Below are 11,206 nucleotides of genomic sequence, written 5' to 3'. Positions count from 1 at the left end.
GGCTACGGCCGCTCCCTGGAGTGGGCGACCTCCTGCCCGCCGCCTCGGCACAACTTCCTCACCCTGCCGCGGATTCGCAGCGAATCCCCGGCGTTCGACCTGCACCACCCTGAGATCGCCGCTCTCGACCAGCTCGAGAACGCGCCGCACGAGCACGCTCTGGCTGGCGGCAAGGAGGCCGGGAAGTGAAGATCCAGGGCAAGATGTTCATGTGGCTGAGCTTCTTCCTCCTGATCATGGCCGTGGTCTACGGCGTGTGGTCGAAGGAGCCGGCCGGTACCACCGCGCTGTTCCTGGCGTTCGGCCTGAGCATCATGGTCGGCTTCTACCTGGGCTTCACCGCCCGGCGGGTCGACGCGGGCGCCATGGACAACCGGGAGGCGGACGTCGCGGACGACGCCGGCGAGGTCGGGTTCTTCAGCCCGCACAGCTGGCAGCCGCTCGCCCTCGGCCTCGGTGGCGCGCTGGCCTTCCTGTCGATCGCGATCGGCTGGTGGTTGCTGTACTTCTCGGCGCCGATCATCGCGATCGGCCTGTACGGCTGGGTCTTCGAGTACTACCGCGGTGAGAACCGCACCCAGTAGCACGCAGAGAGCGCGCAGGAGCCCGGACACTCCGTCAGGAGCGTCCGGGCTCCTGCGTTTGCCGCAATAACGGTCACCCGTAAGGGTTACCCGGCGCGCCGTACTTGACGGACGTCCATAGCGTGACAGGCATGAACCACTCTCCGCGCACCCGCACCGTCGTCAGCTGCACGCTGCTGGTGATCGCCCTCGGCGCGGGCGGTACCGCTTGCAGCAGCGGCGGTGACCCGCTGACCGACAAGCCGTTCGACGCGTCGGACCAGATCTCCTTCCACGGCCTCGGCAAGGACGGCAAGAAGGCCGATCCGGACAAGCCCCTCGAGGTCACCGCCGAGGACGACGACGCCCGCATCACCGACGTCACCGCCACGGACGCCACAGGCCGCTATGTGACGGGCGAACTCTCCGCCGACGGCACCAGGTGGCACAGCACGTCTCCGCTCGCCGCAAACGCCCACTACACGGTCCGCGTGAGCACGGAGGACGACGACGGCGCGCCGGGCCTCAAGGTCCTCGCCTTCGACACCAGCAGGCCCACCACCAAGAAGACCCTCGGTGTGACCTTCGGGCCCAAGTCCGGCTCGTACGGCGTGGGACAGCCCGTCACCGCCGAACTGGACAAGCCCGTCAAGGACAAGGCGCAGCGGGCCGTCGTGGAACGGGCGCTGCGGGTGGACACGGTGCCCGCCGTGCAGGGTGCCTGGCACTGGGTGGACGACAAGGAACTCCACTACCGGCCCAGGGAGTACTGGCCCGCCCACACCACCGTCCAGGTGCACAGCAACCTCGACGGCGTCAAGATCGGCGACCGGCTGTGGGGCACGAAGAGCAAGCCGCTGAAGCTCACCATCGGCGACAGCATCATCGCCGTCACCGACGCCGCGTCACATTCCATGACGGTCTACAAGAACGGCGAGGACATCAACGAGATCCCCGTCACCACCGGCAAGCCCGGCTTCGAGACCCGCAACGGCGTCAAGGTGGTGCTGGGCAAGGAGTACTTCGTACGTATGCGCAGCGCCACCGTCGGCATCGCCGAGGGCAGTTCGGACTCCTACGACCTGCCCGTGTACTACGCCACCCGCCTGACCTGGAGCGGCGAGTACGTCCACGCGGCACCCTGGTCCGTCGGCTCCCAGGGCTACGCCAACGTCAGCCACGGCTGCACCGGCCTGAGCACCGGCAACGCCGAATGGTTCTTCGACACCGTGCACGTGGGCGACGTGGTGAAGGTCATCAACTCCGACGGCGACACCATGGAGCCCTTCGGCAACGGCTTCGGGGACTGGAACCTCTCCTGGAAGAACTGGCGTACGGGCAGCGCCCTGGTGGCCGGCAGCACGGACGCCCCGAGCCGGGCGCAGCAGGCACGGCTGCGCCCGGAGAGCGTCTGAGCCGGACAGCGGGGGCCGCGGCCCCCCAGGGATCCCTACGCGCTCTGCTGAAGGCTCTTCTTGCGCAGCAGGGAGGCCAGCGCGGAGGCGAACTCCACGGGGTCCACCGGCAGCGTGACAGCGCCGTCCGCACGGCTCCAGGTCGCCAGCCAGGCGTCCTGCGGGCGGCCGATCAGCAGCAGCACGGGCGGGCAGTTGAACACCTCGTCCTTGATCTGCCGGCACACGCCCATGCCGCCCATGGGCACGGCCTCGCCGTCCAGGACGCAGACGTCGATGCCGCCCTTGTCCAGCTCCTTCACGACGGCCGCAGGGGTCGCGCACTCCACGAACTCGACCACGGGGACGTCGGGAGCGGGCCTGCGCCCGGTCGCCAACCGCACCTGCTCGCGGGTGTTGGAGTCGTCGCTGTAGACCAGCACCGTGGCGGTCGGCTGCATTGTTCCTCCGAGACGTCAGCGTCGTACGGAAAGGCCCGTTGCGGCGGATGTTACTCCGTTCAACACCACGTCAACACCGGTCCGGACGGCAGCAACACTCCGAACGGCACCCCCCGGGGTGAGGGCGGGATAAGCGACCGACATAATGTCGGTCGTGGCGACAGCAACGACAGTAGATACCGGGCACGCGCACCCGTCGGTCAACCGGCCGAACCTCACCAGCGTCGGAACCATCATCTGGCTGAGTTCCGAGCTGATGTTCTTCGCGGCCCTCTTCGCGATGTACTTCACCCTGCGATCGGTGACCGGTCCGGATCACTGGAAGGAGATGGCAGGCCATCTCAACATTCCATTCTCCGCGACCAACACCACGGTCCTGGTGCTCTCCTCCCTGACCTGCCAGCTCGGCGTCTTCGCCGCCGAGCGCGGGGACGTGAAGAAGCTCAGGGGCTGGTTCATCGTCACCTTCGTCATGGGTGCGATCTTCATCGGCGGTCAGATCTTCGAGTACACGGACCTGGTGAAGAAGGACGGGCTCTCCCTGTCCTCCGATCCGTACGGTTCGGTGTTCTACCTGACCACCGGGTTCCACGGCATGCACGTGACGGGCGGCCTCATCGCCTTCCTGTTCGTCCTCGGCCGCACCTACGCGGCCAAGAGGTTCACTCACGAGCAGGCGACCGCGGCCATCGTCGTGTCCTACTACTGGCACTTCGTCGATGTCGTGTGGATCGGCCTCTTCGCCACGATCTACCTGATCAAGTAGCCGGGCCAGTCCCGCGTGCGCCTGCGGGCGCACAACCCACCAGCATCGACGCAGAAGATCCTGACACCGGGGTAATCCGTGAAAAAGCTCTCCGCACGACGACGCCATCCGATGGCGGCGCTCGTCGTCCTACTCCTCGCGCTGGCATGCACCGGGGGGCTGTACGCCGCGTTCGCGCCTGCGAGCAAGGCGCAGGCCGATGAAACCGCCCAGTCCCTCGCCATCGACGAGGGCAAGAAGCTCTTCTCCGTGGGCTGCGCCAGCTGCCACGGCACCGGCGGTCAGGGCACCTCCGACGGTCCGAGCCTCGTGGGCGTGGGCAGCGCGGCCGTCGACTTCCAGGTCGGCACCGGCCGTATGCCCGCCCAGCAGCCGGGCGCGCAGATCCCGCGCAAGAAGGTCATCTACACGCAGGCCGAGATCGACCAGCTCGCGGCGTACATCTCCTCCCTCGGCGCCGGTCCGTCCGTGCCGACGAAGGAGCAGTACGGCCCCGAGGGTGCCGACATCGCCAACGGTGGCGAACTGTTCCGCACCAACTGCGCGCAGTGCCACAACTTCACCGGCAAGGGTGGTGCGCTGACGCACGGCAAGTTCGCGCCGAGCCTCGAGGGCGTCGACCCGAAGCACATCTACGAGGCCATGCAGACCGGCCCGCAGAACATGCCGGCGTTCCCCGACACCACGCTGTCGGACCAGAACAAGAAGGACATCATCGCGTACCTCCACGCGGTCAACGGAGACGACACCGAGAGCCCCGGCGGCCTTGAGCTGGGCGGACTCGGCCCGGTCTCCGAGGGCCTGTTCGCCTGGATCTTCGGACTCGGCGCGCTGATCGCGGTCGCCGTCTGGGTCGCCGCTCGGACCGCAAAGGCCAAGAAGTCATGAGTAGCCAAGACATTCCAGAAGAGAACCTGCCGGCCGAGCACGGCGCAGGACACGACGAGCACGGTGCGGTGACCGTCGCGGACGAGAAGAACCCGTTCGCGGACCCCGGTCTGCCGCCCCACGAGCACCGCGTCCAGGACATCGACGAGCGGGCCGCCAGGCGGTCCGAGCGTGTGGTGGCCATGCTGTTCACGGTGTCGATGCTGGCCACGGTCGGCTTCATCGCCTCCTACGTGGCGATCCCGCACGACAAGGCGATCTACGTCTTCCCGATCGGTCACATCAACGCGCTGAACTTCGCGCTGGGTCTGACCCTGGGGCTGGCGCTGTTCGCCATCGGCGCGGGCGCGGTCCACTGGGCCCGCACCCTGATGTCCGACGTGGAGATCGCCGACGAGCGTCACCCGGTGGAGGCCTCGCCCGAGGTCAAGGCCAAGGTGATGGACGACTTCCGGCAGGGCGCCAAGGAGTCCGCGCTCGGCCGCCGGAAGCTGATCCGCAACACCATGTTCGGCGCGATGGCCCTGTTCCCGCTCTCCGGCGTCATGCTGCTGCGCGACCTCGGCCCGCTGCCCGGGACCAAGCTCCGCCACACCCTGTGGTCCAAGGGCAAGCTGCTCGTGAACATGAACACCAACGAGCCGCTGCGTGCCTCCGACGTCTCGGTCGGCTCGCTCACCTTCGCCAAGCCCGAGGGCCTGGAGGAGAAGGACGAGGACTTCCAGACTCAGATCGCCAAGTCGGCCCTGATGATCGTCCGGCTCCAGCCGGACAACATCAAGGACAAGCGCGAACTCGAGTGGTCGCACGAGGGCATCGTCGCCTTCTCGAAGATCTGCACCCACGTGGGCTGCCCGATCTCCCTGTACGAGCAGCAGACGCACCACGTGCTGTGCCCCTGCCACCAGTCCACCTTCGACCTCTCCGACGGTGCCCGAGTGATCTTCGGCCCCGCCGGTCACGCCCTGCCGCAGCTGCGCATCGGCGTGAACGACGAGGGCTACCTCGAGGCGCTCGGCGACTTCGAAGAGCCCGTCGGTCCTGCCTTCTGGGAGCGCGGATGAGCACCAACGACACCACCGCCACGCGGCGGGGCAAAGCGCCCGCCGGCGAGCGCGTCGCCGACTGGGCCGACGGCCGGCTGGGGATCTACTCCCTCGCCAAGACCAACATGCGCAAGATCTTCCCCGACCACTGGTCGTTCATGTTGGGCGAGGTCTGCCTCTACAGCTTCATCATCATCATCCTCACGGGTGTGTACCTGACCCTGTTCTTCCACCCGTCGATGAACGAGGTGGAGTACCACGGCAGCTACATCCCGCTGCAGGGCCAGATGATGTCCGAGGCGTTCAACTCGACCATGCACATCTCCTTCGATGTGCGCGGTGGTCTGCTGATCCGGCAGATCCACCACTGGGCCGCGCTGATCTTCCTCGCGGGCATGTTCGTGCACATGATGCGCGTGTTCTTCACGGGCGCGTTCCGCAAGCCGCGTGAGGTCAACTGGCTGTTCGGCTTCCTGCTGCTCGTCCTCGGCATGTTCACCGGCTTCACCGGTTACTCGCTCCCGGACGACCTGCTCTCCGGCACCGGTGTCCGCTTCATGGAGGGCGCGATCCTGTCCGTGCCGATCGTGGGCACGTACCTGTCGATGTTCCTCTTCGGCGGCGAGTTCCCGGGCGGCGACTTCGTGGCCCGCTTCTACTCGATCCACATCCTGCTGCTGCCGGGCATCATGCTCGGCCTGCTGGTCGGCCACCTGATCCTGGTCTTCTACCACAAGCACACGCAGTTCGCGGGTCCCGGACGGACGAACAACAACGTCGTGGGCATGCCGCTGCTGCCGGTGTACATGGCCAAGGCCGGAGGCTTCTTCTTCCTGGTCTTCGGTGTCATCGCGGCCATCGCGGCGATCGCCTCGATCAACCCGATCTGGACCATGGGCCCCTACCGGCCGGACATGGTCTCCACGGGCGCCCAGCCCGACTGGTACATGGGCTTCTCCGAGGGCCTGATCCGTGTCATGCCGGGCTGGGAGATCAATCTGTGGGGCCACACGCTCGTACTGGGCGTGTTCATCCCGCTGGTGATCTTCCCGCTGGTCCTGGTCGCGATCGCGGTCTACCCGTTCGTCGAGGCCTGGGTCACCGGCGACCGGCGCGAGCACCACATCCTGGACCGTCCGCGCAACGCCCCGACGCGTACCGCGTTCGGTGCCGCGTGGGTCTCCTGGTACTTCGTGCTGATGATCGGTGGCGGCAACGACCTGTGGGCCACGCACTTCCACCTGTCGATCAACTCGATCACCTGGTTCGTCCGGGTCGGCTTCTTCGTGGTGCCGGTCCTGGTGTTCCTCGCCACCAAGCGGATGTGCCTGGGTCTGCAGCGCCGCGACCGGGACAAGGTGCTGCACGGCCGCGAGTCGGGCATCATCAAGCGCCTGCCGCACGGTGAGTTCATCGAGGTCCACGAGCCGCTCAGCCAGGACGCGCTGCACACCCTCACGGCGCACGAGCAGTACAAGCCGCTGGAGATCGGTCCCACGACCGACGACAACGGCGTCGAGCGCAAGCTGAAGGGCTCGCAGAAGCTGCGCGCCAAGCTCAGCGAGGCGTACTTCGGCGACGAGTCCCAGATCTCGAAGCCGACCGTCGAGGAGTACAAGGAGATCACGAGCGGCCACGGCCACCACTGATCACCAAGGCGTCGCCACGCCACGCGAAGGGCCCCGTCCGGTGTTCGGACGGGGCCTTCGCCATGCCCGCGGCTGGATAGGGTGGGGGTCGGACTCCTTGCGGCGAGTCCCACTCTTCTACGACACCAGGAGCGGCCTTATGAGCGCTGTGACCCCCGCTGGAGGCGACACCGCGGCGGGCCGCTCCTGGCCCGAGGTGCTGAACGCCCTGCTGTACGGCCGTGACCAGAGCGCCGACGCGACCGCCTGGGCGATGGACCAGATCATGCGCGGCGAGGCGACGGACGCCCAGATCGCGGGCTTCGTGGTCGCCCTGCGGGCCAAGGGCGAGACCGTCGAGGAGATCACCGGCGTGGTCCGGGCGATGTACGAGCACGCCAACGTCATCGAGGTGTCCGGCCGCACCGTCGACATCGTCGGCACGGGCGGCGACGGCGCGAAGACGGTCAACATCTCCACGATGTCGGCGATCGTGGTGGCCGGCGCCGGCGCCAAGGTCGTCAAGCACGGCAACCGCGCCGCCTCGTCGGCCTCCGGTGCCTCGGACGTGCTGGAGAAGCTGGGCGTCAACCTCAACCTCACCCCCCAGCGGGTGGCACAGGTCGCGGAGGAGGCCGGCATCACCTTCTGCTTCGCGGTGAAGTTCCACCCGGCGCTGCGCCATGTCGCCGCCGCCCGCGGCCAGTTGGGCATCCGGACCGTGTTCAACGCGCTCGGCCCGCTGACCAACCCGGCGAAGGTCAAGGCCCAGGCGGTCGGCGTCGCGGACCCGCGGCTGGCGCCGATGATCGCGGGCGTGCTGGCCGAGCGCGGCAACTCCTCGCTGGTCTTCCGCGGCGACGACGGCCTCGACGAGCTGACCACGACGGCCACCTCGCACGTCTGGGTCGTCCGCGACGGCAAGGTCGCCGAGGAGTCCTTCGACCCCCGCGACGTCGGCATCGAGCTGGTCCCGGTGGAGGCGCTGCGCGGCGGCGACCCGTCGTACAACGCGGAGGTCGCCCGCAGGCTCCTCGACGGCGAGCAGGGTCCCGTACGGGACGCCGTGCTGCTGAACTCGGCGGCCGCGCTCGTGGCGCTCGACCCGGACTCCGGGCCGCTGGCCGAGCAGATCGGTGCCGGCATGGCGAAGGCCGCGGAGTCGATCGACTCCGGTGCGGCCAGGCGGGCGCTGGAGCGCTGGGTGGCGGCCAGCAACGCATAGCGGTCAGGCGATCGCGGTCCCGTCATCCGGACACGGGTTGCGGGACCGCGATCGGTTCACGTACTTTCCTGTCCAGGTCATGAGTGACAGTCATGAGGCCCCGGCCGACTGTCCGGCAACCCTCCGTCCGTGGCGGGGTGCCCCGGGTGAAGACCAGGCCGCAGGCAGCGAGGTCTGCGGCAAGCGCGGATCCCTCACGCTCAGCGAATGAGCACGGCCCAGGGATCCTGGTCACCGAGGGAGTCTTCCGTGAGCAAGCGAATGCGATAGGGCGCCGAGCCCCGCCTCCGCACACCCCCTTTTCACCTCTCCGCATGCACACGCATGCCTCTCACGGGAGTTCCCCATGTCTGTCTCCACCGCTGCCTCCGCCCAGACCATTTGTGCCCCGCTGGACGTTCTGGGACGAGATGTCACCGTCCCGCTCGTCACCGGCGGCGAGGTCACCTACGCGGCCCTCGACTACGCCGCCAGCGCCCCGGCCCTCCAGCGCGTCTGGGACGACGTGGCGGCGTACGCGCCCTACTACGGCAGCGTCCACCGCGGTGCCGGGTACCTCTCCCAGCTGTCGACGGACCTCTTCGAGAACGCCCGCAGGACGGTCGCCGAGTTCCTCGACTGCCGCGCCGACGACCAGCTGGTCTTCACCCGGTCCACCACGGACTCCCTCAACCTCCTGGCCCGCGCCCTTCCGGCCGGCTGCGAGGTCTTCGTCTTCGAGACCGAGCACCACGCGAGCCTGCTGCCCTGGCAGGACGCCCGCGTGACCTACCTCGACGCCCCGCGCACCCCGCGGCAGGCCGTCGCGACCCTGGAGCGCGCCCTCGCCGGCCGCGACCCGCACGGCCCGGCGCTGGTCTGCGTCACCGGAGCCTCCAACGTCACCGGCGAGCTGTGGCCGGTGCACGAGCTGGCAGCGGTGGCGCACGCCCACGGCGCGCGCATCGTCCTGGACGCCGCGCAGCTGGCCCCGCACCACCCCGTGTCGATCCGTGACCTGGACGTCGACTGGGTCGCCTTCTCCGGCCACAAGCTGTACGCCCCCTTCGGCTCCGGAGTGCTGGCGGGCCGCGCCGACTGGCTGCGCGCGGCCGAGCCGTACCTCGCGGGCGGGGGCGCCAGCCGGAAGGTCACGCGGCGCGAGGACGGGGGAGTGGACGTGGAGTGGCACGACAGCGCCGCCCGCCACGAGGCCGGATCCCCGAACGTCATCGGCGCGTACTCCATCGCGTCGGCCTGCAAGGCGCTGACGGAGGCCGGCTTCGACACGCTGGTGGCCCGCGAGCAGCAACTGATCGCTCGGGTCCGCGCGGGGTTGGCCGAGGTCCCCCAGGTCAAGGTCCTCTCCCTCTTCGGCGACGACGCCCCCCGCGTCGGGGTGATCTCCTTCGTCGTGGACGGCTGGAACAGCTCCCACTTCGCGGCCGCCCTCTCCGCCGAGTACGGCATCGGCGTCCGCGACGGCCTCTTCTGCGCCCACCCCCTGGTGCGCACCCTCCTGGGCGGCGACCCCCAGACCCAGGGCGAATGCGGCGCCCCCGAGGCCGCCCCCGGCGAAAAGTCCCTCAACGCCATCCGAGTCAGCTTCGGCGCCGGCACCCCCGACGAACACATCGACCGCTTCCTCACCGCCGTCAAGGACCTCACCCACAACGGCGCAAAGTGGCAGTACCGCACAGAGGACGGCCGCTGCGTGCCGGCGGTCTGAGAGAGGTCGCGGCGGCGCCTGGAGACACGTTGCGCCCGCAGGGCGTGTGTTGGCCGTCCGGCCGGGAAGGCGGCTGGGGTGGCGTCGCGGCTGCCGGAAGCGCCGCGATCCCGGCGTGCGGCGTGTGGCCGGGTCCGCCCCGGGTCGGTGGGCTGCTAGGTCCCGGCGGTTGGAGAGGCGTTGCGCCCGCAGGGCGTGGGTTGGCCGTCCGGCCGGGAAGGCGGCTGGGGTGGCGTCGCGGCTGCCGGAAGCGCCGCGATCCCGGCGTGCGGCGTGTGGCCGGGTCCGCCCCGGGTCGGTGGGCTGCTAGGTCCCGGCGGTTGGAGAGGCGTTGCGCCCGCAGGGCGTGGGTTGGCCGTCCGGCCGGGATGCCGCTGGAGTGTCGTCGCGGATGTGGGAAGCGCAGCTTTCCCGTCGTGCGGTGTGCGGCCGGGTCCGCCCCGGGTCGGTGGGCTGCTAGGTCCCGGCGGTTGGAGAGGCGTTGCGCCCGCAGGGCGTGGGTTGGCCGTCCGGCCGGGATGCCGCTGGAGTGTCGTCGCGGATGTGGGAAGCGCAGCTTTCCCGTCGTGCGGTGTGCGGCCGGGTCCGCCCCGGGTCGGTGGGCTGCTAGGTCCCGGCGGTTGGAGAGGCGTTGCGCCCGCAGGGCGTGGGTTGGCCGTCCGGTCGGGATGCCGCTGGGGTGTCGTCGCGGCTGTCGGAAGCGCAGCTTTCCCGGCGTGCGGCGTGCGGCGTGCGGCGTGTGGCCGGGGCCGCCCCGCACCGGTGCGCCACGCGCCCAGTCCGACCGCTGAGCTGCTGTGTCTCGCCAGACGGAGAGTCCCTACGCCCGCAGGCTCCGCCGCAGATGGGGGCGCCGCTTTTGTGGTGGGTTGGTGTCGCGCCGAGGAACCCGGCTTTCTCGCACCGGCCGCTGAACGTGCGGGGTGTTGTCGCGGATGTCGGGGCGCTGCGTTCGCGACGCGTGGGCGGGTCCGGGCCGCGTCGACGAAGCCGCCCCTGGAGCCCGGCCGCCGGACGCTGGCTGTAGTCGCGGATCTAGGCGGCGCCTTTCCGGCGGGCGAGGCACGGCCGAGCCCGCGCCGCGTCGGCGAACCCCCGCGCTCCTCGGTCCGGCCGCCGTGGTCCGCCTGGTGAAGCCGCCCCCGCCTTAACGAAGCCGCCCCCCTGGAGCCCGGACACCGGGCGCGGGCGGCGCTTTTGCGGCGGGTGTGGCGCGCGCCGCGTCGGTGAACCCTCGCGTTTCTCGGCCCGGCCGCCGTGGCCGCCTCAGTGAAGCCGCCCCCGCCTCAATGCAGCCGCCCCCTGGGGCCCGGCCGGGCGCGGGCTGTCCTCGCGGATCTCCGTGGCGCTGCCTTCGCGGCGGGCGGCGGGCGACGCACGGCCGAGTTCGCGCCGCATCGGCGAACCCCCACGCTCCTCGGCCCAGCCACCGCGGTCCGCCTCAGTGAAATCGCCCCCACCTCGGCCCAGCCGCCCTATCCCGCCCCAGCCAAACCGCGCCGCCTCGGCGAAGCCACCCCCCGCCTC

Annotated in this window: 9 protein-coding genes, 1 pseudogene and 1 riboswitch; of the genes and pseudogenes, 9 read left to right on the top strand and 1 reads right to left on the bottom strand. The window is 69.8% G+C overall.

Annotated features, from left to right (window positions below):
• The 3 genes and pseudogenes from JYK17_RS39350 to JYK17_RS39340 form a co-directional block, all read left to right on the top strand.
• Positions 1-189 (top strand): annotated as a pseudogene (locus JYK17_RS39350) (aa3-type cytochrome oxidase subunit I); the annotation flags it as partial.
• Positions 186-584 carry a cytochrome c oxidase subunit 4 gene (locus JYK17_RS39345; RefSeq protein WP_108016123.1) on the top strand — a complete coding sequence of 133 codons (399 nt, stop codon included), beginning with the start codon at positions 186-188 and terminating at the stop codon, positions 582-584. The pseudogene JYK17_RS39350 and the gene JYK17_RS39345, both read left to right, overlap by 4 nt.
• Before the next feature lie 131 nt (positions 585-715).
• Positions 716-1,978 (top strand): L,D-transpeptidase, encoded by a 1,263-nt coding sequence (locus JYK17_RS39340; protein ID WP_108016124.1) that lies wholly within the window; start codon positions 716-718, stop codon positions 1,976-1,978.
• Positions 1,979-2,013: 35 nt separating this feature from the next.
• Here the strand turns inward: JYK17_RS39340 and JYK17_RS39335 are convergent, their stop codons facing one another.
• Positions 2,014-2,418, bottom strand: coding sequence for a response regulator (locus tag JYK17_RS39335; RefSeq protein ID WP_108016125.1), 405 nt, complete (start codon positions 2,416-2,418; stop codon positions 2,014-2,016).
• Between the two features lie 145 nt (positions 2,419-2,563).
• Here JYK17_RS39335 and ctaE point away from each other — a divergent pair, with 145 nt between their 5' ends.
• From ctaE to JYK17_RS39305, 6 genes are all read left to right on the top strand, one after another.
• Complete coding sequence (gene ctaE / locus JYK17_RS39330) at positions 2,564-3,184, top strand: aa3-type cytochrome oxidase subunit III (RefSeq protein ID WP_108016126.1); 621 nt, start codon at positions 2,564-2,566, stop codon at positions 3,182-3,184.
• A 78-nt stretch (positions 3,185-3,262) separates the two neighbouring features.
• Positions 3,263-4,072 carry a cytochrome bc1 complex diheme cytochrome c subunit gene (gene qcrC / locus JYK17_RS39325; protein WP_222812265.1) on the top strand — a complete coding sequence of 270 codons (810 nt, stop codon included), beginning with the start codon at positions 3,263-3,265 and terminating at the stop codon, positions 4,070-4,072.
• The gene (gene qcrA, locus JYK17_RS39320) at positions 4,069-5,136 is read left to right on the top strand and encodes a cytochrome bc1 complex Rieske iron-sulfur subunit (RefSeq protein WP_108016128.1); all 1,068 of its coding nucleotides are present in this window, start codon (positions 4,069-4,071) and stop codon (positions 5,134-5,136) included. The genes qcrC and qcrA overlap by 4 nt, the downstream gene beginning before the upstream one ends.
• Positions 5,133-6,767, top strand: a complete 1,635-nt coding sequence (gene qcrB / locus JYK17_RS39315) for a cytochrome bc1 complex cytochrome b subunit (protein WP_108016129.1) — start codon at positions 5,133-5,135, stop codon at positions 6,765-6,767. The genes qcrA and qcrB overlap by 4 nt, the downstream gene beginning before the upstream one ends.
• A gap of 139 nt (positions 6,768-6,906) precedes the next feature.
• On the top strand, positions 6,907-7,971 hold the full coding sequence (trpD, locus tag JYK17_RS39310) for an anthranilate phosphoribosyltransferase (protein WP_108016130.1): 1,065 nt from the start codon (positions 6,907-6,909) through the stop codon (positions 7,969-7,971).
• Positions 7,972-8,046: 75 nt separating this feature from the next.
• Positions 8,047-8,163, top strand: a riboswitch (SAM riboswitch).
• Positions 8,164-8,317: 154 nt separating this feature from the next.
• The gene (locus JYK17_RS39305) at positions 8,318-9,679 is read left to right on the top strand and encodes an aminotransferase class V-fold PLP-dependent enzyme (RefSeq protein WP_108016131.1); all 1,362 of its coding nucleotides are present in this window, start codon (positions 8,318-8,320) and stop codon (positions 9,677-9,679) included.
• Positions 9,680-11,206 lie beyond the last annotated feature (1,527 nt).

The organism is Streptomyces plumbidurans (assembly GCF_019857225.1).
Classification (GTDB): Bacteria; Actinomycetota; Actinomycetes; order Streptomycetales; family Streptomycetaceae; genus Streptomyces; species Streptomyces plumbidurans.
Note: the sequence above shows the minus strand (reverse complement) of the source record. Positions and strands in the feature narration are given on the sequence as shown.